This is a genomic window from Stenotrophomonas mori (genome assembly GCF_023556335.1).
Classification (GTDB): Bacteria; Pseudomonadota; Gammaproteobacteria; order Xanthomonadales; family Xanthomonadaceae; genus Stenotrophomonas; species Stenotrophomonas mori.
Genome location: NZ_JAIKTS010000005.1, coordinates 189,174 through 214,271, shown reverse-complemented (window position 1 = coordinate 214,271; position 25,098 = coordinate 189,174). Strand labels below are relative to the sequence as shown.

The 25,098-nt window shown below is 71.2% G+C and carries 21 protein-coding genes; 4 read left to right on the top strand and 17 right to left on the bottom strand.

Annotated features, from left to right (window positions below; genetic code table 11):
• Positions 1 to 19 precede the first annotated feature (19 nt).
• Entirely contained in the window at positions 20 to 625 is a 606-nt protein-coding gene (locus tag K5L01_RS13860) for a LemA family protein (protein WP_250065189.1), read from the bottom strand.
• Positions 626 to 704: 79 nt separating this feature from the next.
• Here K5L01_RS13860 and K5L01_RS13855 point away from each other — a divergent pair, with 79 nt between their 5' ends.
• On the top strand, positions 705 to 2,120 hold the full coding sequence (locus tag K5L01_RS13855; protein WP_250065188.1) for a serine hydrolase domain-containing protein: 1,416 nt from the start codon (positions 705 to 707) through the stop codon (positions 2,118 to 2,120).
• Between the two features lie 174 nt (positions 2,121 to 2,294).
• Here the strand turns inward: K5L01_RS13855 and K5L01_RS13850 are convergent, their stop codons facing one another.
• From K5L01_RS13850 to nudE, 9 genes are all read right to left on the bottom strand, one after another.
• Positions 2,295 to 2,879: a hypothetical protein gene (locus K5L01_RS13850; protein ID WP_250065187.1), complete on the bottom strand. Its 585-nt coding sequence runs from the start codon at positions 2,877 to 2,879 to the stop codon at positions 2,295 to 2,297.
• 864 nt (positions 2,880 to 3,743) lie between these two features.
• Positions 3,744 to 4,139, bottom strand: coding sequence for a glycine cleavage system protein GcvH (gcvH, locus tag K5L01_RS13845; protein ID WP_250065186.1), 396 nt, complete (start codon positions 4,137 to 4,139; stop codon positions 3,744 to 3,746).
• Between the two features lie 84 nt (positions 4,140 to 4,223).
• The gene (gene gcvT, locus K5L01_RS13840; RefSeq protein ID WP_250065185.1) at positions 4,224 to 5,345 is read right to left on the bottom strand and encodes a glycine cleavage system aminomethyltransferase GcvT; all 1,122 of its coding nucleotides are present in this window, start codon (positions 5,343 to 5,345) and stop codon (positions 4,224 to 4,226) included.
• A 77-nt stretch (positions 5,346 to 5,422) separates the two neighbouring features.
• Entirely contained in the window at positions 5,423 to 5,854 is a 432-nt protein-coding gene (locus K5L01_RS13835) for an NfeD family protein (protein WP_250065184.1), read from the bottom strand.
• 3 nt (positions 5,855 to 5,857) lie between these two features.
• Positions 5,858 to 6,826: an SPFH domain-containing protein gene (locus tag K5L01_RS13830; RefSeq protein ID WP_425603901.1), complete on the bottom strand. Its 969-nt coding sequence runs from the start codon at positions 6,824 to 6,826 to the stop codon at positions 5,858 to 5,860.
• 406 nt (positions 6,827 to 7,232) lie between these two features.
• Positions 7,233 to 7,565, bottom strand: a complete 333-nt coding sequence (locus K5L01_RS13825; RefSeq protein ID WP_250065182.1) for a YnfA family protein — start codon at positions 7,563 to 7,565, stop codon at positions 7,233 to 7,235.
• Positions 7,562 to 8,392 carry a nucleoside triphosphate pyrophosphohydrolase gene (gene mazG / locus K5L01_RS13820; protein ID WP_250065181.1) on the bottom strand — a complete coding sequence of 277 codons (831 nt, stop codon included), beginning with the start codon at positions 8,390 to 8,392 and terminating at the stop codon, positions 7,562 to 7,564. Before mazG ends, K5L01_RS13825 begins: the two co-directional genes overlap by 4 nt.
• Entirely contained in the window at positions 8,389 to 9,198 is an 810-nt protein-coding gene (gene cysQ / locus K5L01_RS13815; protein WP_250065180.1) for a 3'(2'),5'-bisphosphate nucleotidase CysQ, read from the bottom strand. The genes mazG and cysQ overlap by 4 nt, the downstream gene beginning before the upstream one ends.
• Positions 9,195 to 9,743 (bottom strand): ADP compounds hydrolase NudE, encoded by a 549-nt coding sequence (gene nudE / locus K5L01_RS13810; RefSeq protein ID WP_250065179.1) that lies wholly within the window; start codon positions 9,741 to 9,743, stop codon positions 9,195 to 9,197. Before nudE ends, cysQ begins: the two co-directional genes overlap by 4 nt.
• 172 nt (positions 9,744 to 9,915) lie before the next feature.
• Between nudE and K5L01_RS13805 the strand changes: the two genes are divergently transcribed.
• Complete coding sequence (locus K5L01_RS13805) at positions 9,916 to 10,650, top strand: 16S rRNA (uracil(1498)-N(3))-methyltransferase (protein ID WP_250065178.1); 735 nt, start codon at positions 9,916 to 9,918, stop codon at positions 10,648 to 10,650.
• A 503-nt stretch (positions 10,651 to 11,153) separates the two neighbouring features.
• On the opposite strand, the gene K5L01_RS13795 is transcribed toward K5L01_RS13805, so the two are convergent.
• The 7 genes from K5L01_RS13795 to pilG all read right to left on the bottom strand — a co-directional run bounded on the left by K5L01_RS13795 (position 11,154) and on the right by pilG (position 23,004).
• A complete protein-coding gene (locus K5L01_RS13795) occupies positions 11,154 to 11,627 on the bottom strand; it encodes a chemotaxis protein CheW (RefSeq protein WP_250065177.1) in 474 nt (157 codons plus the stop codon).
• A 96-nt stretch (positions 11,628 to 11,723) separates the two neighbouring features.
• Positions 11,724 to 13,091, bottom strand: a complete 1,368-nt coding sequence (locus tag K5L01_RS13790; protein ID WP_425603900.1) for a chemotaxis protein CheB — start codon at positions 13,089 to 13,091, stop codon at positions 11,724 to 11,726.
• The gene (locus tag K5L01_RS13785) at positions 13,078 to 19,506 is read right to left on the bottom strand and encodes an Hpt domain-containing protein (protein WP_250065176.1); all 6,429 of its coding nucleotides are present in this window, start codon (positions 19,504 to 19,506) and stop codon (positions 13,078 to 13,080) included. Before K5L01_RS13785 ends, K5L01_RS13790 begins: the two co-directional genes overlap by 14 nt.
• 108 nt (positions 19,507 to 19,614) lie before the next feature.
• The gene (locus tag K5L01_RS13780; protein WP_250065175.1) at positions 19,615 to 21,651 is read right to left on the bottom strand and encodes a methyl-accepting chemotaxis protein; all 2,037 of its coding nucleotides are present in this window, start codon (positions 21,649 to 21,651) and stop codon (positions 19,615 to 19,617) included.
• A gap of 41 nt (positions 21,652 to 21,692) precedes the next feature.
• Positions 21,693 to 22,223, bottom strand: a complete 531-nt coding sequence (locus K5L01_RS13775; protein WP_250065174.1) for a chemotaxis protein CheW — start codon at positions 22,221 to 22,223, stop codon at positions 21,693 to 21,695.
• A complete protein-coding gene (locus K5L01_RS13770; protein ID WP_250065173.1) occupies positions 22,223 to 22,585 on the bottom strand; it encodes a response regulator in 363 nt (120 codons plus the stop codon). The genes K5L01_RS13775 and K5L01_RS13770 overlap by 1 nt, the downstream gene beginning before the upstream one ends.
• Positions 22,586 to 22,602: 17 nt before the next feature.
• Positions 22,603 to 23,004 carry a twitching motility response regulator PilG gene (gene pilG, locus K5L01_RS13765; protein ID WP_250065172.1) on the bottom strand — a complete coding sequence of 134 codons (402 nt, stop codon included), beginning with the start codon at positions 23,002 to 23,004 and terminating at the stop codon, positions 22,603 to 22,605.
• Positions 23,005 to 23,253: 249 nt separating this feature from the next.
• Between pilG and gshB the strand changes: the two genes are divergently transcribed.
• Positions 23,254 to 24,201, top strand: a complete 948-nt coding sequence (gene gshB / locus K5L01_RS13760) for a glutathione synthase (RefSeq protein ID WP_250065171.1) — start codon at positions 23,254 to 23,256, stop codon at positions 24,199 to 24,201.
• Entirely contained in the window at positions 24,198 to 25,088 is an 891-nt protein-coding gene (locus K5L01_RS13755; RefSeq protein ID WP_250065170.1) for an energy transducer TonB, read from the top strand. Before gshB ends, K5L01_RS13755 begins: the two co-directional genes overlap by 4 nt.
• The last annotated feature ends 10 nt before the right edge of the window (positions 25,089 to 25,098 follow it).

The window sequence follows — 25,098 nt, the reverse complement described above, 5'->3', positions numbered from 1 at the left end:
TGGCGGCCGCGGCCGCGCTTCAGAAACCGACCCTGGGCGCCTCGCGCACCTGCGCGCGCTTCTCCACGGGTATATCGAGCAGCGCCGCCGGCGCGAACTGGAACAGGCCGGCGAACAGCGTCGCCGGGAAGGTCTCGCGGCGGTTGTTGTAGCCCATCACCGCATCGTTGTAGGCCTGCCGCGCGAACGCCACCTTGTTCTCGGTGCTCGCCAGCTCCTCGCTCAGCTGCAGCATGGTCTGGTTGCCCTTCAGGTCCGGATACGCCTCGGCCACCGCCATGAGCCGCCCCAGGACCCCATCCAGCTGCCCCTGCGAGGCTGCCAGCTGCGCCATCGCGCCGGCGTCGCCCGGAGCGGCCTTGGCGGCGGCCAGGCCCGCCTGCGCGGCCCCCCGCGCGGCGATCACCGCCTCCAGCGTCTGCCGCTCGTGGGCCAGGTACCCCTTGGCGGTTTCCACCAGGTTGGGGATCAGGTCGAAACGCCGCTGCAACTGCACGTCGATCTGCGCGAAGGCGTTGCGGTAGCCGTTGCGGGCACGCACCAGGCCGTTGTAGATCCCCACCCCGATTCCGGCAACAAGAACGAGCACCGCAACAAAAACCAGGAATATCAATGCGATGCCCATTCATCTTCTCCCCATTTGTGCAATCGTGAAAAGCAGCGCTAGAATCGCCGGCAGCCTTAGCTTACAGGCAACGATCACGATGAAAGACAACAGCAGGCGCCGGTATTACCGTCCGGTGGCATCGGGATTGCTCGGGGTGTTGATGCCCTTCGCGCTGTCATCCACTGCCCAGACGCCCGCCTCCTCCCCGCAGCCGCTGCCCGACTCGGTTTCGCAGTTGCCGGTGAACCTGGAGAACGCGCCGCCGCAATCGCCGACCCAGCCGATGCCCTGGCGCGTCGGGCTGCGTCCGGACCAGGTGCAGGCCTTGCCGGACGGCTTCAATGTCCCGGCCATCGAGTCGATGGCCGAACAGCTCACCTATGGCAACCGGGTGCCGGGCATCGCCATGGCGATCGTGCAGAACGGACGGGTGCTGTCCGCGCGCGGCTACGGGGTCACCGACATCGGCGATCCGCAGCCGGTCGACGCGCACACCGTGTTCCGCCTGGCCTCGCTGTCCAAGGCCTTCGCCGGCACCATGGCCGGACTGCTGGTCAACGACGGAACCCTGCGCTGGGACAGCAAGGTCACCGACTACATGCCCGGCTTCCAGCTGGCCACGCCCGAAGCGACCCGGCGCCTGACCGTGGCCGACGTGCTCAGCCACCGCGTCGGCCTGCCGTTCAACGCCTACGACCGCGACATCGAGGCCAACGCCGACTACTACACCCTGACCCGCAAGCTCGCCAGCGCACCGCTGCGGTGCGAGCCGGGCGATTGCTATGCCTACCAGAACGTCGCCTTCAGCCTGATCGGCGATGTGGTCTATGCCGCGTCCGGCAGCTTCTACGAACAGGCGGTGGAACGCCGCATCTTCAAGCCGCTGGGCATGAACGATGCCAGCCTCGGCCTGGCCGGCATCCAGGCCAGCCCACGCTGGGCACGGCCGCACGTGCGCAGCCGCAACGGCTGGGTCTCGCTGACGCCCAAGCCCACCTACTACCGCGTCGCCCCCGCGGCCGGCGTCAACGCCAGCGCCAGCGACATGGCGCAGTGGCTGATCGCACACACCGGACACCGCCAGGACGTGCTGCCGGCGCCGCTGCTGGCCACGCTGCATGCGCCGCTGGTCAGCACCCCCGGCGAGATGCGCTCGGGCTGGCGCCGCGAGCGGCTGGACTCGGCCGGCTATGCACTGGGCTGGCGGGTATTCGACTATGCCGGGCACAGTGTGGTGTTCCATGCCGGCGCGGTGCAGGGCTACCGCGGGCTGATCGCCCTGCTGCCCGAGCGCGACCTCGGCATCGCGGTCCTGTGGAACGGCGAAAGCACGGTCCCCAGCGGCCTGCTGCCGACCATCCTCGACCGGGCCATCGGCCTGCCGACCCAGCGCTGGCTGGACGTGGACACCGACTTCGGCAGCGACAACCTGATGGCCGACGATGCCCCCGCCGCGCCTGCCAACGGCAGGAAGGGTGTCGCCTCCGACCGCGCGACCGCTTCGCCGCGCTGAGCCCGCCGCGGCGCCCCGCCGCACGCATGCACCGCACGCGCATCGAAGGCGGCCCCAGGGGCCGCCTTCGTGTTTTCCGCCCCGCCCGCGGTCCAGCGGCCGAACGCCCATAAAAAAACTCCCTCCCCGCTGGGCAATCGGGGAAGGAGCTTCAGGCACGGTTTCAGCGCAGGATCAGATCAGCGGCAACGGGGTGACCGGAAGCGCCACGGGAGCCGCCTTCTTCTTGCGGGCTGCCGGCTTCTTCTTGGCTACGGTCTTCTTGGCCACCGCCTTCTTGGCGACCTTCTTCACCGCCTTCTTCGCGGCGGGCTTCTTCGCAACCGCCTTCTTGGCGGTGGCCTTCTTGGCGACCTTCTTCACCGGCTTCTTGGCGGTGGCCTTCTTGGCGACCTTCTTCACCGGCTTCTTGACGGTGGACTTCTTGGCGACCTTCTTCACCGCCTTCTTGGCGGTGGTCTTCTTGGCGACCTTCTTCACCGCCTTCTTCGCGGTGGCCTTCTTGGCGACCTTCTTCACCGCCTTCTTCGCGGTGGCCTTCTTGGCGACCTTCTTCACCGCCTTCTTGGCGGTGGCCTTCTTGGCGACCTTCTTCACCGCCTTCTTCGCGGTGGCCTTCTTGGCGACCTTCTTCACTGGCTTCTTCGCGGCAACCTTCTTGGCGACCTTCTTCACCGCCTTCTTCGCAGTGGCCTTCTTGGCGACCTTCTTCACCGCCTTTTTGGCGGCAGGTTTCTTCGCAGCTTTCTTCGTGGCCATGGGATGGCTCCTCGTCAGTGATCTATGGAATTGAAATGCCCAGTTGAAACGAATCCGCGCACCCGCGCGGAGGACCGACGGCGCGTTCGGCGCACCGTGACGGATACAGAAACACCCGCAGCGATTCCCGCCGCGGGTGCCATGGTGTGTTCGTGCATGCGTTTCGCGGAAGGAAGCGAAGCCTGCTCCACCATCAGTGCATCCGTGGCGGACGTGCAGGTTGTGCTTCGCGTCTGAATGTTGATCCGGCTCACTCGCTTCCGCAGGAAAGATCTGCTGGGCGAAACCTAATCACGGTTTTTTTTACTGTCAACTACCCGCGCGCAACTTTTTCCCGAAAGCTTCACGCCGTCCGCGCCGACCCTCACCGCCGGCCTGCTGCCCGTCTCCGCATGCAGGCACGCATCACGCGTGCCGCGGCGGCCACCCTCTGCAGCAAACACCTTGAAACAAGCACTATTCGCGAACAGCCGACATGACGGCGTGCGCGCGACGCACATCCGCCACGCCGGCCACCATCGGCACTGGCGATGTGAAAAAAAAACAACGGACACGTTCCGGCGCATGCGGGACGTTGCAGCTTTCATGCAGCGCAAACAGGAATTTGCGCAAAGACTTCGCGCCCCGGCGGGCACATCGCGAACCACTTTCCGGCACCCTGCGCGCCGACCGCCGCCCTCGTGCGGCACACCGCGCACGGCGCGTGGCCGGCCCATGCACCACCCGCCTTCATCCCCGCGGCAGGTGCACGACGGAGGTGCTTCCGCTTGTCCGCGGCAGCGGCGCACGCGCTCGCCACCTGCCGGTGGCGGACATGGAAACGGCCGCACTCGGCGGCCGTTCCGTTTCGTTCGACGGACCGTGTCAGTGGTCGTCGTTTTCCAGCAGCTCGGCGTAGTCGTCCGGTGCCAGCAGCTCCTTGAGCTGGTCCGGCTCGGACAGCTCGACGACGAACAGCCAGCCGTCGCCATAGGCGTCTTCGTTGATGGTCTCGGGCTTGTCGGCCAGTGCTTCGTTGACCTCCACCACGGTACCCGACACCGGGCTGTAGACATCCGAGGCGGCCTTCACCGACTCGACCACGGCGGCGGCGTTGCCGGCCTGCACGCTGTCGCCCACGCCGGGCAGTTCGACGTACACCAGGTCGCCCAGCAGGCCCTGGGCATGGTCGGAAATGCCGATGGTGGCGCGACCGTTGCCTTCGGCGCGCACCCACTCGTGGGACTTGAGGAATTTGAGGTCGCCAGGGATCTCGCTCATGCAACTGCTCCGGAAGATGCGGTGGACGGAATGGGCGGCTAGTTTAGCGGACCGCGCCCGCCCGTGGCGCGCTCCGCTTCCGGCTCAGCCGAGGATGCCCGGCTGCGGCTGGCCGTCGCGCACGAACGGGAACTTCACCACCCGCAGCGGCACTTCCTTGCCGCGGATGTCCACCCGCACCTCGCCGAGTTCGCCGGCCGGAACGCGGGCGAAGGCGATCGCCTTGCCCAGGGTCGGCGCGAAGGTGCCGGAAAGGATCTCGCCCTCGCCGCTGGCGGTGAGCACCTTCTGGCCGTGGCGCAGCACTCCCTTGTCGTCCATGACCACGCCGATCATGCGCCGGGCGTCGCCGGCCGCCTTCTGCGCCTCCAGCGCCGGCCGGCCGATGAAGGCGCGCGGCGTGCCGTCCGCCTGGTCGTCCAGCGCCACCGTCCACGCCAGCGCCGCCTCGAACGGCGTGACCGTCTCGTCCATGTCCTGGCCGTAGAGGTTCATGCCCGCTTCCAGCCGCAGCGTGTCGCGCGCGCCCAGGCCGGCAGGCTTCACCCCCGCCTGCAGCAGGGCGTTCCAGAACCCGACCACCGCGGCCTGCGGCAGCAGCACCTCGTAGCCGTCCTCGCCGGTATAGCCGGTACGCGCGACGAACAGCGGCACGCCGTCCGCGGAGGACACGTCCAGCGCCGCGAAACGGGCGAGCGCATCCAGCGCCGCGCGGTCGCCCTCGGCGACCAGGCCGGCGACCAGGCCGCGCGCCTGCGGCCCCTGCACGGCGATGATCGCCAGGTCCTCACGTTCGACCACGTCCACGCCGAACCCGGCGGCATGCCCGCCGATCCACGCCAGGTCCTTGTCGCGGGTGGAGGCGTTGACCACCAGGCGGAAGAAGTCGTCGGCCAGGTAGTAGACGATCAGGTCGTCGATCACCCCGCCCTGCGGATTGAGCATGCACGAATACAGCGCCTTGCCCGGCACCTTGACCTTGTCGATGGCGTTGGCCAGCAACTGGCGCAGGAATTCGCGCGCGCGCGCGCCCTTGAGGTCGACCACGGTCATGTGGCTGACGTCGAACATGCCCGCGGCACGGCGTACCAGGTGGTGCTCGTCGATCTGCGAACCGTAGTGGATCGGCATGTCCCAACCGCCGAAATCAACCATCTTGGCGCCGAGCGAGCGGTGGGTTTCGTTGAGCAGGGTCTTCTGGGTCATGGCCGTTCCATGCAGGGAAAGAGGTCATTATCCCAGATGGCCGAAGGCAACGCCCATGGCCGCGGCGAAGCGGCGGCTCAGGCCTCCTGCACCTTCAGCGTCATCCCGTCCACCGCCACCACGCGCACCTGCCGGCCGGCCGGCAGGTCCGGGCCGGCCACCACCCAGAACGCATCGTCGACCTTGGCCCGGCCGGCGCCGTTGGCGATGGCCTGGTCCAGCACCACCACCCGCCCGACCAACTGCTCGGCACGGCGGTTGAGCAGCGGCTGGTCGCTGGGCCGCGCACGCCGGCGGAACCAGGTGCGGTAGATCTGGATCGAGACGAAGCTGAGCACCACGAACAGCACCACCTGCATCAGCACGGCCAGCCCGTCGTACGCCCAGACCACCAGGAACACGGCGGTGGCGGCGAAGCCCATCCACAGCATGAACGCGCCCGGCGCCATCGCCTCGGCGGCGAACAGGACCACCGCCAGCACCGCCCAGCCCACCACTTCCCAGCGCATGGCTCAGCGCCCCGGCGGCGGGTTGCCGCGTGACGGCGATGCCTTGCGCTCTTCCTGCCTGGCGAAGGCCTCGCGGGCCAGCTCGGCGACGCCGGCGATGGAGCCGATCACGCCGCTGGCCTCCATGGGCATCAGCACCAGCTTCTGGTTGGGCGAACTGGCCAGTTCGCGGAAAGCTTCCACGTACTTCTGCGCGACGAAGTAGTTGATCGCCTGCACGTCGCCCTGGGCGATGGCCTCGGACACCATCGCGGTCGCCTTGGCTTCGGCCTGGGCCAGGCGCTCGCGCGCCTCGGCGTCGCGGAACGCGGCCTCCTTGCGGCCCTCGGCCTCCAGCACGGCGGCCTGCTTCTCGCCGTCGGCGCGCAGGATCTCGGACTGGCGCGACCCCTCGGCCTCGAGGATCTGCGCGCGCTTCTCGCGCTCGGCCTTCATCTGCCGCGCCATCGAATCGACCAGGTCGCGCGGCGGCTGGATGTCGCGGATCTCGATGCGGGTGACCTTGACGCCCCACGGGTTGGTGGCGTGGTCGACGACGTTGAGCAGCTGCGCGTTGATGGTCTCGCGCTGGCTCAGCGATTCGTCCAGGTCCATCGAGCCGATCACGGTGCGGATGTTGGTCTGCACCAGCGCGATCATCGCCACCTCCAGGTTGGCGACCTCGTAGGCGGCCTTGGCCGCGTCCAGCACCTGGAAGAACACCACCCCGTCCACGCGCACCACCGCATTGTCCTTGGTGATGACGTCCTGGCTGGGCACGTCCAGCACCTGTTCCATCATGTTGACCTTGCGGCCGACGCCGTAGACCACCGGGATCAGGAAGTGCAGCCCCGGCGACATGGTGTGGGTGTAGCGGCCGAACCGCTCGACCGTCCATTCATAGCCCTGCGGCACCATGCGCACCGTCTTGAACAGGACGATGGCCCCGCCCAGCAAGACCACCAGCGCGAGAAAAGCAGCACCGTTACCCATCATTCCCCTCCTTGTGACATGCGATCCGCATGGCTGTCGGCCGAGTATAGCCAGCCCGCGGGGCGCCAGAGCGGCCACCGGCCGCGCTGCACCTGGAGCGCCATCCCCCGGCCGCCGGCGGCGGCGCTGCGCGGGGCTGGATGAGGCCGGGCGGTCCGTCCCGAAGACGGCAGGTCCCGCCCAGGCGCGCCATTCCCGCAGGACCGCGCCACCGGCCACGATTGCCAGCAGCACTCCTGGAAGCCGCCCGCAGTTGCAGTGGCGCCGCCGCCTGCCGGCGGACGCCTGCGAGCGGCCACCGGTGCGGCCACAACGTTCCTGCGAAGGGAACGGCGGGAACCCGTGGAAGCAGCCGAAACGGGCCATGGGTGCGACCCTCGACGGGCACCGCACCCCGCGGGGCGTTCTAGGCCGCGCCCGTGCGCGGGCCGGCCATGATCACGACCATGCCCAGCAGGCACAGGCCGGCGCCCAGCAGGTCCCAGCGGCTCGGCGGCACGCCGTCCACCCGCCACAGCCACAACAGCGCGGTGCAGACATAGACGCCCCCGTAGGCGGCATAGACCCGGCCGCTGGCGGTCGGGTGCAGGGTCAGCAGCCACGCGAACAACGCCAGGCACGCCGCGGCCGGCAGCAGCAGCCAGGGGCTGCCCTGCTGGCGCAGCCACAGCCAGGGCAGGTAGCAGCCGACGATCTCGGCCAGCGCCGTCACCAGGAACAGGGCGGTGGTCTTGATCATGGAGAGTCCTGTTCGTCCCGCTTGACCGCCTGCCACAGCGCTTCCTGCTGTACCAGGTCCAGTGCAGGCAGCGACTGTCCACGGGCCGCGGCCAACGCCTCCATGGCGCGGAAACGGCGCTCGAACTTGAGGTTGGCGCGGCGCAGCGCGCTGCCCACGTCCACCTCCGCATGCCGGGCCAGGTTGGCGCAGACGAACAGCAGGTCACCGATCTCCTCTTCCAGCCGGGCCTCGCCGCCGGCCGCGGCCGCCGCGAACTCGGCCTGCACCTCGTCGGCCTCCTCGCGGAGCTTGTCCAGTACCGGCGCGGCGTCCGGCCAGTCGAACCCGGTGCGCGCCGCGCGCTTCTGCAGCTTCAGCGCGCGCTGCCATTCCGGCAGCCCGCGGGCGATGCCGGCCAGCGCCGAAGGATCGGTATCGCCGGCATCGGCCCGCTCCTGCTGCTTGATCCGCTCCCAGTCGGCGACCACCGCGCCGGCATCGGCCGCGTGCGCGTCGCCGAAGACATGCGGGTGACGGCGCAGCATCTTGCCGCTGATCGAGGCCACCACGTCGCCGAAATCGAACGCTCCCTGCTCCTGCGCCATCTGCGCATGGAACACCACCTGCAGCAGCAGGTCGCCCAGCTCGTCCCGGAGATCGTCCAGGTCGCCGCGGTCGATCGCATCGGCGACCTCGTAGGCTTCCTCGACCGTATAGGGCGCGATGCTGGAGAAATCCTGCGCGAGGTCCCAGGGGCAGCCGCCCTGCGGATCGCGCAGCCGCGCCATGATCCGCAGCAGCGTGCCGATCTCCCGTGGCGCGCCCCGTGCGTCGCCAGCGCTCATGCGCCGGCCAGCCAGTCGCGCCACGGCAGCGAAGCGTCGCCCAGCGCCACGAAGTCGCCGTTGAGCAGCCGCGGGCGCTGGTTGTAGCGGAAGGGGACGCCGCTGTCGGCGGCCAGCACCGCGCCGCCGGCCGCCTCCAGCACGCACTGCCCGGCGGCGGTGTCCCATTCGCTGGTCGGGCCCAGCCGCGGGTAGACATCCAGCGAGCCCTCGGCAAGCCGGCAGAACTTCAGCGACGAGCCCTGCGCCACCAGCTCGATCTCCCCCATGCGCTGCAGCAGCGCTTGGGTGCGTGCATCGCGGTGCGACCGGCTGGCCGCCACCCGCAGCGGCTGTGCCGGCGGGCGCCGGACGGCGATCGCCTGGTCCTGCCCGGCGGCATCGCGGCGCCATGCGCCGGCCCCGCGCAGCGCGTGCCAGGCGACCCCGCTCGGCGGCGCCTGCACCACCGCGAACACCGGCACGCCATCGCGGACCAGGGCGATGTTGACGCTGAATTCGCCGTTGCGCTTGATGAAGTCGCGGGTACCGTCCAACGGATCGACCAACCAGTATTCATGCCATCGACGGCGCGTTTCCCATGGCAGCTCCGCCGACTCCTCCGACAGCACCGGCACCGACGGGGTCAGCTGCGCCAGCCCCCGCACGATCAGGTGGTGGGCGGCGAGGTCGGCCGTGGTCACCGGACTGCGGTCGTCCTTGCACTCGACCTGGAAGCCCTCCGCGTACACCTGCATGATCGCCGCGCCCGCCTGCCCGGCCAGGCCGATGACCGCCTCGCGCAGGTTCGCGTCCGGCAGGCTCATGCGCCCTTCTCCAGCCATTCGCGGACGATGAACAGCGCCGCCAGCGAGCGTCCTTCGGAAAAATCCTCGCGCAGCATCAGGCGGTCCAGCTCGGCCAGCTTCCAGGGCACCACTTCCAGCTCCTCGGGTTCGTCCCCGGGCAGCCGTTCGGGATAGAGGTCGCGCGCCAGCACCAGCCATGACTGGTGGCTCATGTAGGTCGGCGCCAGGGTCATCGCGCGCAGCACGTCCAGGCGGCGCGCGCCGTAGCCGGCCTCCTCCTTGAGCTCGCGGTCGGCGGCCTGCACCGAGGTTTCACCGGCATCGATGCGGCCCTTCACCAGCCCCAGCTCGTACCGGTGCAGGCCGGCGGCGTACTCGCGCACGAGCAGCACGGTCTGTGCGTCCAGCATCGGCACCACCACCACCGCGCCGTCGCCACGGCTGACCAGCCGCTGGAAGTGCCGGCGTTCGCCGTTGGAGAACTCCAGGTCCAGGTGCTCCTGGTGGAACGGGCCGATGTCCTCCCCGCGCAGGCCGTGGATGACCGGAAGCCGCCGGCTCATGCCGGGCTCCGGGCGGGACGATGACGGGTGGCTAGAATGCGCGCTGGCAGATACGTTTCCATGAGTCCGAAATGCTAGCAGACCCCGCCGACACACCGCCGCTCCCGGTTGCCGGGCGCTGCGCGCCGCCGACGCCCCGTCGGCCCTGTCCCGCCCCCCGGGGGAGCCGCGCATGCGCCTGACCCGCTGCCCGGTCGACCTGCCGCTGCGCACCGGGCTGCAGCTGCCGCTGCCGGACGAGGCCGCCGCCCACCTGGTCCGGGTCCTGCGCCTGCGCGAGGGCGATGCCTGCGTACTGTTCAACGGCGACGGCCGCGACTACACCGCGACCCTGGTGGCGGTGGGCAAGCGTGACGTGCAGGTCCGCATCGACGCCGCCACCCCGGTGGACACCGAATCGCCGCTGGCCATCACCCTGCTGCAGGGCGTCGCCCGCGGCGAAAAGATGGACCTGATCCTGCAGAAGGCCACCGAGCTGGGGGTGGCGGCCATCGTGCCGGTCAATGCCGAGCGCACCGAGGTGAAGCTCGATGCCGCACGCACGGAGAAGCGCATCGCGCACTGGCGCAGCGTGGTGGGTTCGGCCTGCGGCCAGTCCGGCCGCGCCCGCATCCCGGCACTGTCGCCGCCGCAGGCCCTGGCCGCCGCGACCGCCGCGCTGCCGGCGCAGAGCCTGCGCCTGACCCTGGACCCGCAGGGGGGACACCGCCTGGCCGGGCTGCCCCCGGCACCCGCCGGCGGCGTGGTGATCGCCATCGGCCCGGAGGGCGGCTGGTCGCCACGCGACCGCCAGCAACTGGCCGACGCCGGCTTCCAGGGCCTGCAGCTGGGCCCACGCATCCTGCGCACCGAGACCGCCGGGCTGGCCGCCATCGCCGCACTGCAGGCGCGCCTGGGCGACCTGTAGCGCGGGGCCGCGCCCCGCGGGGGCATCACCGCCAAGGCCGTCGCCGGGCATGGCCCGGCGCTACCGGACCGTGGTGGCCCGCCGCCTGTAGAAACGGGGCCACGTCCCGCGGGGGCATCACCGCAAAAAACCCTCGCCGGGGATGGCCCGGCGCGACCGGGCCGTGGTGGCCTGCCACCTGTAGAAGCGGGGCCGCGCCCCGCTGGGGCATCGCCGCAAAAACCCCCACCGGGCATGGCCCGGCGCGACCGGGCCATGGTGACCCGCCGCCTGTAGAAGCGGGGCCACGCCCCGCTGGGGCATCACCGCAAAAACCCCCACCGGGCATGGCCCGGCGCGACCGGGCCATGGTGACCCGCCGCCTGTAGAAGCGGGGCCATGCCCCGCTGGAGCGGTGCGATGGAAGCCCTGCCGGCGGCCGGGGCTGTGAAAGCCGGAATCAACGCGGCGGGCGGTCTCCCGGTGCCCGCCGCACGGACGCGCTGCCGCTGTTCCGGCCGCGCTCAGGCGGCCGCGGCCAGGGCGGCGAGCACCGCGCGCTCGATCGCGTCGAGGTCCGGCAGCAGCGCGTTCTGCTCGCCCAGCAGTACCCGCATGTGCACGCCCTGCGGCAGGTTCTCCTCGGACGCATCGGCCAGCAGGCCGTCGCGCGGCACCACGATCAGTTGCGGGAAGGTCTGGGTCAGCAGCGCGAAATAGGGCATCGCCGGATCGCCGCCGAGCGCCTTCAGCACCACCACCTTGTTGTTGCCGGTCACCGGCTCGTCGCCGAAACCGCTGAAGCGCGCATACGACAACAAGGGCACGTCCCAGCCCTGCCAGGCGATGCGTCCGGCCAGCCAGGCCGGCGCGCCGGCGACGGGCTCCACCGCCACCCGCGACATCATCTCGGCGACGGTCGCGTTGGGCAGCAGCACGCGTTCCTTGCCGGCCTGGATCAGGACGCCGCGGACTTCATCGTTGCTGGTGTAGCTCATGGTCGGTTCCTTGCACGGGGGGCCGTCGGCGTGCCCGCAGGCAGTGCCCGGCGGCGTTCATCGGCGTGCCGCGCACAACCGCGGCACGCCCGGCGGTCATTGCTCACTGCGCTGCGCGAGTTCGCCGGCCAGGTGCTCCGGGGTGCCGGAGGGGTGCCCGGCCGCCGCCAGGTGGTTGGCGGCCTCGGGGTCGTAGCAGCCCTCCCCGCTCTGGCCAGCGATCCAGCCGCCGCGCTCGGCGAACGCGAGCACGTCCGGCACCAGGGCGGTGTCGGCACCGCTGAGCAGCACCACCGCGCCGCGCTGCGCCGGCAATGCCGGCAGCAACGGTGCCGTGGTATCGATGAAGCGCAGCGCATCCTCGCCACCGGCCACGCCCACCCCCTCCTGGAGGATGTAGACGTTGCCGGCGGCCAGCGGCTGGCCAGCGGCCGCCAGCGCGACCGGCAGGGTCGCCGCACGCGCCATCTGCTTGACCAGGTTGGCGTAGCGGCCGCCGTCCAGGCGCATCTGCACCAGCACCGGCAAGGGAAACTCCGCCGGCAGGCTGGCCAGCAGGCGGCGCACCGCGTCCGGGCCACCGATGCCGGCCAGCAACAGCACGGCGCCGGTCTCCGCGGCGCGGGTCTCCGGCTCCAGCTCGACCAGCGACAGCGATTCCGGCAACAGGCGCTCGAGCGCCACCGGCGTGGCAGCCGGCGACGGGGACGCCACCGGTGCCTCGTAGGCGTCGTCGTCCAGCAGCGCCCAGTCCTGGAAGCCCCCGCGTGCCGGGGCCGGGGCGTCGGAAGATCCGGACGGCAGCGGCAGCGGCGGCGGTGCCACCGCGGCCGGGGTCGGGGTTGCGGCCGGCGGCGGCTCGGGCAGCGGCGCCGGTGCCACCGGCGCGCGCGCGAGCAGCTCTTCGAAACTCAGCACTTCCGGCCGCTCGTCGGCACGCGCCGCGGGCGCGACGTACAGGCCGTCGTTGGGCACCGTACCGGCATGCTGCTCGGCCTCGTCCAGGTGGAACTGCAGCGGCGCATCGGCGTGGCGTTCGGCCGGGCGCTGGGGCATGCCCGGCTCCAGCTGCTCGGGCAATGCCGGCGCTTCCGGTTCCTGTCCGGGGGGCAGCACGTTGTCGTGCCCCTGCAGCTTGGCCGCCAGGTGCCGCGTCCAGCGCTGCGCATCCCAGCCTTCGCGGCGCGCGGCCAGCTCGGCTTCCTCGAACATGAGGTTCAGGTGCGGCGCCTGCAGCACCGGCTCCAGACGCTCCAGGGCGTCTTCCACCGCCGGTTCCAGCGCGACCAGCACCAGCTCCACCGACGCCGCCTGCAGCGACGCCGCCTGCAGGGCATTGGGATCCTCCTCCAGCACCAGGCGACCGCCGGCGGCCAGCACCGCCTCCTTCAGGCGCTCGCGGGCGGCGCCGGCGCGCGCCAGCAGGGCCACCGGCCGGGCTTGGTGACGGTCATTCGCGGACACGGGCGATCCCCAGCAGGTCATAGACATTGCGCATCAGATCCAGCTCCTGGTACGGCTTGCCAAGATAGCGCTGCACGCCGATCTCGAAGGCGCGCTGGCGGTGCTTGTCGCCACTGCGCGAGGTGATCATCACGATCGGCACGTCCTTGTAGCGCGGATCGGCCCGCATCGCGGTGGCCAGCTCGTAGCCGTCCATGCGCGGCATCTCGATGTCCAGCAGCATCAGGTCCGGTACCCGCTCCTCCAGCCGCTCCAGGGCTTCCACCCCGTCGCGCGCGGCCACCACCTCGAAGTTGTGTCGCTCCAGCACGCGGCCGGTCACCTTGCGCATGGTCAGCGAGTCGTCCACCACCATCACCAGCGGTGCGTGGTGCTGGTCGCTGGCCGGTGCGTCCACCACCTGCGCCTGCGGCTGCGCCAGGTGCCGGCGTACCAGCGGCGCGATGTCCAGGATCACCACCACGTTGCCTTCGCCGGTGATGGTGGCGCCGTAGATGCCCGGCACCGACGCGATCTGCAGGCCCACCGGCTTGACCACGATCTCGCGGTTGCCCAGCACCTGGTCGATGGCCACCGCGACCCGCAGGTCGCCGGCGCGCACCAGCAGCAGCGGGACCTGCGGCTGCCCTTCGGCCTTGGCCGCGGCCTGCCCGACCAGGGTACCGAGGTCGTGCAGGGCGAAGTCCTCGCCGTTGTAGTGGTAGCCGCCCTGGCCGGATTCGAAGCGCTCGCGGGCGATGCGGCCGATGCCGCTGACCGACGCCACCGGCACCGCGAAGGTGGTGTCGCCGATGCGCACGAACACCGCCTGGGTGACCGCCAGCGTCTGCGGCAGGCGCAGGGTGAAGCGGGCGCCGCTGCCGCGCACGGAGTGGATGTCCACCGAGCCGCCGAGCTGGCGCACCTCGTTGCGCACCACGTCCATGCCGACACCGCGCCCGGCCAGCTGGCTGACCTGTTCGCTGGTGCTGAAGCCCGAGGCGAAGATCAGGTTGTCCAGCTGCGCCTCGTCCAGCGTCTCGCCCGCGCGCACCAGGCCGCGCTGCTCGCCGCGGCGGCGGATCGCCTCGCGGTCCAGGCCGACGCCGTCATCGGCGACTTCCAGCACCACTTCCGACCCTTCCCGGCGCAACCGCAGGGTGATCCGGCCTTCTTCGGGCTTGCCCGCGGCCAGGCGCTGCGCGGGCGTCTCCAGGCCATGGGCCACGGAGTTGCGCAGCATGTGTTCCAGCGGCGCGACCATGCGGTCGAGGACGTTGCGGTCCAGTTCGCCGTGGGTGCCCTCCAGCTCCAGGTGGACCTGCTTGCCGCTGTCCTGCGCCGCCTGCCGCACCACCCGGCGCAGCCGCGGCACCAGCCCGTCGAACGGCACCATGCGCGCGCGCATCAGCCCGTCCTGCAGTTCGGAGCTCACCCGCGACTGCTGTTGCAGCAGCCCGTCGTAGTTGCGGGCCAGGTCGTCGAGCACGCCCTGCAGGCCCCCCAGGTCGGCCGCGGATTCGTTCAGCGCGCGGCTGAGCTGCTGCAGCGTCGAGAACCGGTCCAGTTCCAGTGGATCGAACGCATGGTCGGCCTGTTCCTGCTCGCGCCGGTAGCGCGCCACGATCTGCGCTTCGGTTTCCAGGTCCAGGCGCCGCAGCTGGTCGCGCAGGCGCGCATTGGTGCGGTCCAGCTCGGCCATGGCGCTGCGGAAGGCACCCAGCTGCTGCTCCAGGCGCGACCGGTAGATGGCCACCTCGCCGGCATGGTTGACCAGGCGGTCGAGCAGGTCGGCGCGGACGCGGACCTGCTCCCGGGTACCGGCCACCGCCCCGGTGTCGGCCGCGGCGTCTTCCTCCACCGGCTCGGACAGCGGCTCGACCGGCCGCGGGTCCTGGACCGGCGGCACCGGCACGGGGGCTGGCGCGCGCCAGGCCGCCGCGGGCTCTACCGCGGCAGGCCCGGGCTCGTCCATGGCCCCGGCCGTAGCGGGGTCGGGATGCGGATCGGCGGGCGGCGGCAGGCTCTCGGCCGCAGCCTGCGGCGCCACCGCGGCAGGCTCGGAGCCGGCGGCGGCCGCCGCTTCCCCCACCGCCGCAGCGGCCCCGGTGGCGTCCACGGCGGAGTCCACAGCGGCCGGCACGGGGGCCTCCGGCGTCTCCGCGGTCCGGTCGTCGGCCGGATCCGGGTAGGCCGGCACGAAGGGCGTCAACGACAGCGCGTCGTCGCCATTCCCGTCCACCACCGGGCGGGCATCGCCCTGTCCGCCGGTGCGCTGTTCGAAGGCCTCGATCAGGTCCACCGGCATCGGCACCGAGCGGTGCGCACCGGTCTGGAGCAGCAGCTGGTGCAGGTGGTCGAAACCGCGCTCCAGCAGCTGCACGTCGCCGCGCTCCAGCTCGGTACGGTTGCCGGCCACCGCTTCCAGCAGCGATTCGATCGCGTGGCCGAGATCGCCGATGGCGTTGATCCCGGCCATGCGTGCGCCGCCCTTGAGCGTGTGCAGGTCGCGCTGCAACCCGCCCAGCAGCCCGCGGTCGCCCGGCGCCGAGCGCAGCCCGCTGATCAGGCGGTCGCAATGGTCGAGCAGGTCCTTGCCCTCCTCGACGAAGATGTCCACCAGCTCGGTGCCCAGGTCGTCGAAGCCGAGCGGGCCGGCGTCCAGCGCCGCGGCCGCCGGTGCAGGCATGGCCGGCGCCGCTTGCGCGTCGCGGGCCTCGCCGCCGGCCGGCGCGGAGGTGTCTCCCGCCTCCGCCGGCGGGATGTCCGCGGAAGCGGGGACCGCCACGTCTGCCCACGGTTCCAGGGGCGATGATCCGTAAACGGCTGCTTCGGCCTCGGCCGGCGGTGCCTCCGGCGCCGCGGCGAGCGGCTCCGGCGCCGGCTCCGCGTCCGGTTCCAGGGCCCAGTGGGGCATGTCGCCGAGTCCAGCGTCCTCGCCCTCGTCCGCGGACGGCATGGCATCCAACTGGAGCTCGCTGGCGGATGCATCCGCCGGCTCCAGGGTCCAGCCCGCGGCCGGTGTGTCCTCGATCGCTTCGATCTCTTCCAGCGACAGCGGGACGTCGTCATCCAGCACCAGGTCCAACGGACCGGGCACGCCGGGATCCGCTTCACCGCCGGCAACGGCCAGCGAAGGCGCCTCCGGCGGCGGGGCATGGTCGTCCAGCGGCGGGGCATCGGCATCCGCCGCCCCGGGGGCCGGGGATACGCTCATGGCCTCGCCGAACGACGCCTCCAGCAGGCTCGGATCGAAATAGGCGGACAGGTCGTTGATGCTGCCCAGCTCCTCGGCCACCGGCACCGCGGCCGGCACCTCGAGCGACGGCGGCGCGTCGCCCGCGATCTCCGGCGCGTCGCCCTCATCCTCGATCACCAGCGGCGGCCACTGGGCTTCCGGCAGCGCATCGGCCAGCGCCTGCAGGCGGGTGGCCAGCGGCGCGAACGGCGGGATCAGCGGCGACGGCGCCTGCAGCGCCTGCATGGTGGTCGCGATGGCGCGCGCGGCCTCGTCCAGGGCGGCAACGCCCTCGGCGGTGGCCAACCGGCCATTGGCGAGCAGCCGCTTGGCGAACGACTCGGCCTGCGCGGTGACGGCGGTGATCTCCGGCACCTCGGTCATCGCGAACGCACCGCTCATGGTGTGCACCGCGCGCAGCAACGCTTCGTCCACCGGCTGCGGCCCCTGCCGCGCGTGCGACAGCCAGTCCTCCATGGTCGCCAGGTGCTGGCGCACCTCGGCCTCCAGGATCTCGCGCAGCACGCTGTCCACCGCCGCCGGCGTACCGGTGGCGGCCGGGACCGCGGCGGCCTCCGCGGCGGCCGCCGGGGCCACGTGGAAGGCTTCCTCGCCCGCACCCACGCGGTCGGCGACGGCCTGCATGCCGAGCACGTCGGCCTGGATCCGCCCGCCGTCGCGCAGCGCGGCATTGAACTGCGGCAGCACCTCGAAGGCCTGCTCGACCATCGCCACCACCGCCGGGCTGGCGCGGCGGCTGCCGTCGAGCACGCGGTTGAGCATGCCTTCGATCTTCCAGCTGAATTCGCCGAGCGCGCGCGCGCCGACCAGGCGGCCGCTGCCCTTCAGGGTATGGAACACGCGCCGCAGCGGGCGCAGGCGCTCCAGGTCGTCGGGCGCCGCACGCCATGCCGGCAGCAGCTGCCCCAGGTTCAGCAGTTCCTCGTCGAACTCCTCGATGAAGACCTCGCGGATGTCCTCGTCGATCTGGTCGGCGTCCTCGTCGAAGCCGCCCTCCACGCCCTCGGATACCGCCGGCAGCGATGCCGCCGCGGCCGGTTCCTGCACCGGTTCCTGCACCGGTTCCTGCACCTGCGCGGGAGCCGGGGACGGCGGCACAGCCGCGGCCGGCACCGCAGGCCGCGCAAAGGGATCGAAAGCGGCCGCGGCCTTGTCCAGGTCGGCCATGAAGGCCGCCATCTCCTGCTCCACCGCCTGCGCCTCGGCGTCGCTCCCGGCCGGCGTCGGTAGCGCCGTGGCGTCACTGTCGGCGCGGGCGCCGGCGGCATCCTCGACCGGAACGGCCGACAGCGCATTGTCGTGCAGCAGCGCGGCGATGCCCCCCGGTGGCGGCACAGGCACGTCCGTACCGGCACTGCCATGCGGCGTCGCGTCCGGCTCCGGCGGCGTCCACGACAGCCAGGGCTCCTCGCCCGCCGGTTCGACCGGTTCGACCGGTGGGGTCGGTGCGGCGGGCGGCGGTACCGGGTCGACCGCGAACACTGGCGGCGACGCATCATCGGCGGCCACCGGCGCCGGCCATTCGGCCGCGATGGGGTCGAACACGCCAGGCGTATCGCCGCTGTCCGCAGCGGCGGCCGTGCCGGCATCCGCCGTCACGTCGCCGGGGTTGCCGGCCGCCTCCGTGGAGGCGCTGTGCGGTACCGCCACGTCCAGCGGACCGGCTTCCGGCACTGGCGGCGGGTCGGCCGGCAGCTCGGCGACAACCGGGTCGAAGACCGGAGCCGTCTCGGGCGGCGCCGGGCGGGCATGGATGGCGGCCGCGAACAGCAGCGGTGCTGCTGCACGCGGCGGCGGCGCCTCGGCGGCGGCCGGCGGTGGCGGCTCCACGATGGCGGGGGGCTCCACGGCAACGGGCGGCGGCTCCACCGCGGCAAACGACGTCTCCGGCACGGGGACCGTGGGCGGAACCGCGCGTTCGACAGGCTCGACCGCAGGCAGCGGCCAGTAGCGCAGCGCCTCCAGGCTGCTGCGGGTTATGTCGAGGATCTCCTCGCGCCCCGGACGGCGCTCGCGCAGCGCTTCCAGGTAGTACTCGAGGCTGGCCATCGCGTCGGCCAGGGTGTCCAGCTGGCGCCCGCCCGGTATCCGCCGGCGTCCGATCAGCTCGACATCGATGTACTGGCGCACCCCCTCCATGTAGTCCGCGGGCGGCTGCAGGTCGAGCATGCGCAGCGCGCCGGCGACCTCGTCGAGCAGGCGCGGCACGTCGCGCAGGCGCTGGTGGTCCCAATTGGTTTCGATGAAGGCCACGAAGGCTTCGCGGGCGGCGGCGAAGTTGCCGATCGCCTCGTTCGCCAGCACCTCCACCGTGCGCCGGATCTCCACCGAGGCCGGGTCCTCGTCGCCGTCCAGGGTCGCGCCCAGGTAGGCAACCTGATCGTCCAGCGAGGCGTCCACGTAGAGCAGTGCACCGGCGATGTCCAGCAACAGGTTGTCGTCGATGGCGCGCTGGCCGGCAACCACGTCGCGCAGCGCCTCGTGCTGCCGCGCCACCATGCCGCGGGCCACGTCCAGCCCCATCATGCCGAGCGTGTCGGCGACCGCACCCAGCTCGTTGACCTGGGCCTGCAGCTCGGCCGCGTCCCCGCCCATGCGCACATGCAGGTCGAGCGCGTCCTTGATCCGCAGCAGCTCTTCCTTGACCGCGTTGCCGACCGTATCGAGCAGCTCACGGTTGCGCCCGGCCAGGCTGCCGCGCGCGTGCTCCAGCTCCGCCTCGCTGGCCTTGCCGGCCTCGGGGTCGAAGGCCAGCAGCACGCCCTCGCTGACGCCCTCGGCGGCGCGCGCCGCACGGATCTCGTTGAGCAGCGGCAGCAGCACGATGGGGATGTCGCGGTGCCCGTTCTGCAGCCGCTCCAGGTAGTCCGGCAGCAGCACGGTGCCGCGCATCAGGGTCGCGCAGGCGTCCTGCGGATCGGCCACGCCCCCCTCGCCCACGGCCACGGCCAGGCGCTCGAGCTCCTCGGCCACCATCGCCGGCGCATACAGTTCGAGCATGCGCAGGGTGCCCTGCACCTGGTGCAGGTAGCCGGCGCAGAAGCGCATGCGCCCGGCATCGCCGGGCTCTTCGACGAAATACTCGATCTCGTTGCGCGCCTGGCGCAGGATCTCGTCAAGCTCCGGCTTGACCCAGCCAAGCGCCGCATGGCTCATGGCATCGCGCAAGCTGTTCATCGCTCTCTCCCGTACAGCCTTGTTCCCCTGCCGTCCGGGCGGCCCTGCTTTCCGGCATCACGACACATCATCAGCGGGTTCCTTTCCATCCCGGCGCACTCAACCGGTTCAGGCCGGCAGCTTGAAGTCGGCCACCGACCGCCGGAGCTCCGCCGCCAGCTGGCTCAGCTGGCCCAGCGAATCGGCGGTCTGCCCGGCACCCTGCGAGGTCTGGCCGGTGATCTGGCGGATCACGCCCATGGTCTGGGTGATGTCGGTGGCGGCCGCGGCCTGCTGCTGGGCGGCGATGGAGATGTTCTTGATCAGGGTGTTGAGCGCGTGCGACACGCGCTCGATCTCGGTCAGCGCGGTGCCGGCGTCCTCGGCCAGGCGCGCGCCGGACACCACTTCGGCGGTGGTCTGCTCCATCGAGGTGACCGCCTCGTTGGTGTCGGCCTGGATCGCCTGCACCAGGCCTTCGATCCGCCGGGTGGCGCCGGAGGTGCGCTCGGCCAGCCGCTGCACTTCGTCGGCCACCACCGCGAAGCCGCGGCCCGCCTCGCCCGCCGACGCCGCCTGCACGGCCGCGTTCAGCGCCAGGATGTTGGTCTGCTCGGAAATGTCGTTGATCAGCTCCACGATCGAGCCGATCTCCTGCGAGGATTCGCCCAGCCGCTTGATGCGCTTGGAGGTCTCCTGGATCTGGTCGCGGATCTGGTCCATGCCCTGGATGGTCTGGCGCACCACGCCGGCACCCTCGGTGGCGATGACCACCGAACGCTGTGCCACGTCGGCCGACTCGCTGGAGTTGCGCGAGACCTGTTCGATCGACGTGGCGATCTCGCCGATGCGGTCCGAGGCGCTGGTGATCTCGCCGGCCTGGTGGCCGGCGGCCTCGGCCAGCTGCATCGCGGTCGCCTGGGTTTCCTGCGCCGACACCGCCACCTTGCCGGACATGTCGTTGATCGTGGTCACCAGGTGGCGCAGCTCGTCGACGGCGTAGTTGATGGCGTCGGCGATGGCGCCGGTCATGTCCTCGGTCACCGAGGCCTTCACCGTCAGGTCGCCTTCGCCCAACGAGCTGATTTCATCCAGCAGCCGCATGATCGCCTGCTGGTTGCGGCTGTTGAACTCCACCTGGGTCTGGTAGCGCTGCTCCTGCTCGCGCGACCGGCCGCGCACCGAGCTCCACACGAAGCCGATGATCGACAGCAGCGACAGCGCGCCGAACACCACGCTCAGCCAGAAGTTCGGGAACAGCCGGGTGTCGCGGATCGAGCCGAACGCGGAGAACGCCTCGAACAGCTTCTGGCTGTCGGCCAGCATCTTGTCCGAGCCGGCACCCAGCGCCGCCGCGGACGACTGCGCCGCGAACAGGTTGCGCGAGCTGGCCAGGATCGCGTCGGCGTCCTTCTTCATCGTCGCCCACTGCTCGGCCGACTGCGCCAGCGCCGCCTGCGCGTTGCCGCTGCGGACCGGTGCGATGCCCAGCTCCTCGTTGCCGCTGCGCAGGCCTTCCAGCACCTGCGAGAACACGGTGATGTCGCGTGCCAGCGCATCGCCGGCGCCGCTGGCGCCGGGCCCGCCGGCGCGGATCTCGGTGACCCGGCGCGCCATCGAGCCGGCCACCACGACCTGCTGCAGGCCGTTGTAGATCTGCGGCGCCTGGGCGCCGCCGGCGATCATCGCGCGCACCGCCTCGTTCAGCTGCGCCTGCAGCTGCGGCACGCCGTCGGCGAAGCTGGTGGCGTGGCCGGCCAGTGCCAGCACCGCCGGTTCGCTGGCGACGATCTGCTCGGCGTTCTTGGACAGCGGCTGCCAGGTCTGCACCATCTGCCGCAATGCCGCGGACACGCTGGCTTCCTCGCCGAAGCGCCCCTGCAGCTCGCCCACGGTGCGGTCGATGCGGGCGCGGGTGTCCTTGAACGAGGCATAGGCCTCGCGGCTGCCGGCCACCGCCTCGCGGCCCTGGTTGGCGAGCTGCTGCGACAGCACCTGCAGGTCGGCGGTACCGGTACCGGCGCCGGCCAGGCGGCTGCCCTGCCAGGTCGACACGCCGGTATTGGCGCCGAACACGATCATCGACAGCACCAGCAGGCCCAGCCAGAAGTTGGTGCCCACGTTGCCAAGCTTGCCGGCCTTGGCGCCATCCGGAGAAGTACTCATGTTTCGACCTCGGTATCCGATACGGAAAGACAGGCCGGCATTCAGCCGGCGGCCTGCCGGAATTCAGGCGTGCGCGACAGCAGCGAGAGCGAGAACACGCCCCACTCGTGCTCGCCGTCGTTGAAGGCGCGCTCGACGAAATGGGCATAACGGCCCTGGGCGATGTCCCCGGCCGGGACCTGCTGCGACAGCTCGAAGCTGCGCTGGCCGTAGAGCTCGTCGATGCTCAGCGCGACGTCGCCGCCGGGCTGGCGCATGATCAGCACGCGATGGCCCTCCTGCTGCTGGGTGCGCTGGCCCTCGAGGAAATACTTCAGGTCCACCACCGGGAACAGGTTGCCGCGCAGGTTGCCCACGCCCAGCAGCCAGGGCTGCGCGCCCGGCACCCGGGTGACCGCGGGCATCGGCACGATCTCGACCACCTCGCGGAAGTCCGAGACCAGCCGCCGCCGGCCGATCCGGTAGCCGACGCCGCGCCACACATCCACGGCGAACTGCCGCTCCGGCAGCTGCACCGCATGCGCCAGGCTGCGGCGTTCGTAGGCTTCGAGGATATCGAAGGGAGAACGCATCACCCGACCAGCTTGTTGATGCGCGCGATCAGGTCGACCTCGCGCGGCGGTTTCACCACATAGTCCGACGCCCCCTGGCGCATGCCCCAGGCCATGTCGGTCTCCATGTTCTTGGTGCTGACGATCAGCACCGGGATGTCACGGGTGGCCTGGTCGCGCGACAGCGCGCGGGTGGCCTGGAAGCCGCTCATGCCGGGCAGCACCACGTCCATCAGCACCAGCTGCGGTGCCTGGCTGCGTGCCAGCTGCAGGCCGTCCTCGGCATTGTCGGCGGTGAGCACCTCGTGGCCGGCCTTTTCCAGCCATTGGGTGAAGACCGCCCGGTCGGTCGGTGAGTCCTCGATCAACAGGATTCGAGCCATGTGCCTTTCCCCCCTGGTCAGGCGTTGACGTATGTGCGGATGGCGCCCAGCAGTTCTTCGCGGGTGAAAGGCTTGGTCAGGTACTGCTCGGAACCGACGATCCGCCCGCGCGCCTTGTCGAACAGCCCGTCCTTGGACGAGAGCATGATCACCGGCGTGGACTTGAACATCTGGTTGCCCTTGATCAGCGCGCAGGTCTGGTACCCGTCCAGGCGCGGCATCATGATGTCCACGAAGATGATCTGCGGCTGCTGGTCGGCGATCTTGGCCAGCGCCTCGAAGCCGTCGCTGGCGGTCACCACCTCGTAGCCTTCCCGCTTGAGCAGTGTTTCGGCGGTACGGCGTATGGTCTTCGAGTCGTCGATGACCATCACCTTCAGTCCTGCGAGCTCCCCGCCCGCAGCCATGTTTTCAACCATTGCGTTTTCCCCGGGCGCGCAGTGCGCCGTCTGGATGCGGCGCTGCTGCGAAAGCGGTTTATATCCCAGTCCGGCCGCGAACTGTCAAGCCACGCCCCGCTGGCGGGGCTGGCGCCGGCCCCAGTGTGAACCAGATCGCAGTCCCTGCGCACGTCCATTCAGGCATGCGACGCAGCGGACCGCCGGTGGCGCTGGGCGTGCCCTGCCGCGGGCGCTACCATCCGCCTCTGACCTGAAAGGCCACGAACCATGCTGGACGTCATCGTGGTGATGGACCCCATCGCCGACATCAAGATCGCCAAGGACACCACCTTCGCCATGCTGCTCGAAGCGCAGCGCCGTGGCCACCGCCTGTGGTACGTATGCCCCGGCGGGCTGGCGCTGGAAGGCGGTACCGCCGTGGCCCGGACCGCGCCGCTGCAGGTCCGCGACGATCCCGCGGACTGGTTCACGCTGGGAGCGTTCGAGCGCACCGCCTTCGGGCCCGGGCAGGTGGTGCTGATGCGCAAGGACCCGCCGTTCGACAGCGAGTTCCTCTACGACACCCAGATCCTGAGCGTCGCCCAGGCCGCGGGCGCCTGCGTGGTCAACGACCCGCAGGGACTGCGCGACTACAACGAGAAGCTGGCCGCGCTGCTGTTCCCGCACTGCTGCCCGCCGACCCTGGTCAGCCGCAGCGCGGCGGCGCTGAAAGCCTTCGCCCACGAGCATGGCCAGGTCGTGCTCAAGCCGCTGGACGGCATGGGCGGACGCTCGATCTTCCGCAGCGGCCGCGGCGACGCGAACCTGAACGTGATCCTGGAGATGCTCACCGACGGCGGCCGCCACCTGGCGCTGGCGCAGCGCTTCATCCCCGACATCAGCGCCGGCGACAAACGCATCCTGCTGGTCGACGGCGAGCCGGTGGACTACTGCCTGGCGCGCATTCCCCAGGGCGACGAGTTCCGCGGCAACCTGGCCGTCGGCGGCCGCGGCGAAGGCCGCCCGCTGAGCGAGCGCGACCGCTGGATCGCCGCCCAGGTCGGCCCGGAGATGAAGCGCCGCGGCATGCGCTTCGTGGGCCTGGACGTGATCGGCGACTACCTTACCGAGGTCAACGTCACCAGCCCGACCTGCGTGCGCGAGCTCGACGCCCAGTTCGGCCTCAACATCGCCGGCCAGCTGTTCGACGCGCTCGAGGCCGGCCTGCGGCGATGAGGGCCGGCGCGGACTCCCTGCCGCCGCCGGCACGGATCGGCGAGCGCCAGCGGCTGGGGGCCACCCTGACGCTGTCCTCGCTGGTGCACGGCGTGCTGATCCTGGGCGTGGGCTTCGCGGTCAGCGACAACGCCCCGCTGGTGCCGACGCTGGACGTGATCTTCAGCCAGACCAGCACTCCGCTGACCCCGGCGCAGGCCGACTTCATGGCCCAGGCCAACCAGCAGGGCGGCGGCGACCACGACCGTCCGCAGCGTCCGCGCGACAGCCAGGCCGGCGTCGTGCCGCACCCGGGCGCCGGCTCGGCACCGGAGCAGATCCGCCGCCAGAACGCCGCCGCCCCGCCACCGCCGCAGGCCCGGGTGGTCAGCAGCACCGGCGGCGGGGACCCGGTCGCCCAGGCGCAGTCGCGGCCGCTGCCCGAGCACCCCGAACCGGATGCGCCGATGACCGCGCGCGAGCTGCGCGATGCCGAGATGGCGCGGCTGGCGGCCGAGGTGCACCTGCGCTCGGAGCAGTACGCCAAGCGCCCGAACCGCAAGTTCGTGTCCGCCAGCACCCGCGAATACGCCTACGCCACCTATATCCGCGCCTGGGTCGACCGCGCCGAGCGCGTGGGCAACCTGAACTATCCCGACGAAGCCCGCCAGCGGCGGCTCGGCGGCCAGGTGGTGATCACCGTCGGCGTGCGCCGCGACGGCAGCGTGGAAAGTGCGCGCATCCTGCGCAGCAGCGGGACGCCGCTGCTGGATGCGGCGGCCCTGCGGGTGGTGGAACTGGCCCAGCCGTTCCCGCCGCTGCCACGCACCGGCGACGATATCGACATCCTCCAGGTCACCCGCACCTGGATGTTCCTGCCCGGCGGCCAGCTGCGGGACGACCGCTGAAACGACGGCA

Bases quoted from the DNA above. Each gene is read 5' to 3' on its own strand.
- mazG (WP_250065181.1), bottom strand. From the start codon at position 8,392: ATGAGCGCTGGCGACGCACGGGGCGCGCCACGGGAGATCGGCACGCTG.
- K5L01_RS13755 (WP_250065170.1), top strand. From the start codon at position 24,198: ATGAGGGCCGGCGCGGACTCCCTGCCGCCGCCGGCACGGATCGGCGAG.
- K5L01_RS13780 (WP_250065175.1), bottom strand. From the start codon at position 21,651: ATGAGTACTTCTCCGGATGGCGCCAAGGCCGGCAAGCTTGGCAACGTG.
- K5L01_RS13825 (WP_250065182.1), bottom strand. From the start codon at position 7,565: ATGATCAAGACCACCGCCCTGTTCCTGGTGACGGCGCTGGCCGAGATC.
- K5L01_RS13785 (WP_250065176.1), bottom strand. From the start codon at position 19,506: ATGAACAGCTTGCGCGATGCCATGAGCCATGCGGCGCTTGGCTGGGTC.
- gcvT (WP_250065185.1), bottom strand. From the start codon at position 5,345: ATGACCCAGAAGACCCTGCTCAACGAAACCCACCGCTCGCTCGGCGCC.
- pilG (WP_250065172.1), bottom strand. From the start codon at position 23,004: ATGGTTGAAAACATGGCTGCGGGCGGGGAGCTCGCAGGACTGAAGGTG.
- gshB (WP_250065171.1), top strand. From the start codon at position 23,254: ATGCTGGACGTCATCGTGGTGATGGACCCCATCGCCGACATCAAGATC.
- K5L01_RS13860 (WP_250065189.1), bottom strand. From the start codon at position 625: ATGGGCATCGCATTGATATTCCTGGTTTTTGTTGCGGTGCTCGTTCTT.
- K5L01_RS13795 (WP_250065177.1), bottom strand. From the start codon at position 11,627: ATGAGCTACACCAGCAACGATGAAGTCCGCGGCGTCCTGATCCAGGCC.
- K5L01_RS13805 (WP_250065178.1), top strand. From the start codon at position 9,916: ATGCGCCTGACCCGCTGCCCGGTCGACCTGCCGCTGCGCACCGGGCTG.
- cysQ (WP_250065180.1), bottom strand. From the start codon at position 9,198: ATGAGCCTGCCGGACGCGAACCTGCGCGAGGCGGTCATCGGCCTGGCC.
- K5L01_RS13850 (WP_250065187.1), bottom strand. From the start codon at position 2,879: ATGGCCACGAAGAAAGCTGCGAAGAAACCTGCCGCCAAAAAGGCGGTG.
- K5L01_RS13775 (WP_250065174.1), bottom strand. From the start codon at position 22,223: ATGCGTTCTCCCTTCGATATCCTCGAAGCCTACGAACGCCGCAGCCTG.
- K5L01_RS13830 (WP_425603901.1), bottom strand. From the start codon at position 6,826: ATGGGTAACGGTGCTGCTTTTCTCGCGCTGGTGGTCTTGCTGGGCGGG.
- K5L01_RS13855 (WP_250065188.1), top strand. From the start codon at position 705: ATGAAAGACAACAGCAGGCGCCGGTATTACCGTCCGGTGGCATCGGGA.
- K5L01_RS13770 (WP_250065173.1), bottom strand. From the start codon at position 22,585: ATGGCTCGAATCCTGTTGATCGAGGACTCACCGACCGACCGGGCGGTC.
- gcvH (WP_250065186.1), bottom strand. From the start codon at position 4,139: ATGAGCGAGATCCCTGGCGACCTCAAATTCCTCAAGTCCCACGAGTGG.
- K5L01_RS13835 (WP_250065184.1), bottom strand. From the start codon at position 5,854: ATGCGCTGGGAAGTGGTGGGCTGGGCGGTGCTGGCGGTGGTCCTGTTC.
- nudE (WP_250065179.1), bottom strand. From the start codon at position 9,743: ATGAGCCGGCGGCTTCCGGTCATCCACGGCCTGCGCGGGGAGGACATC.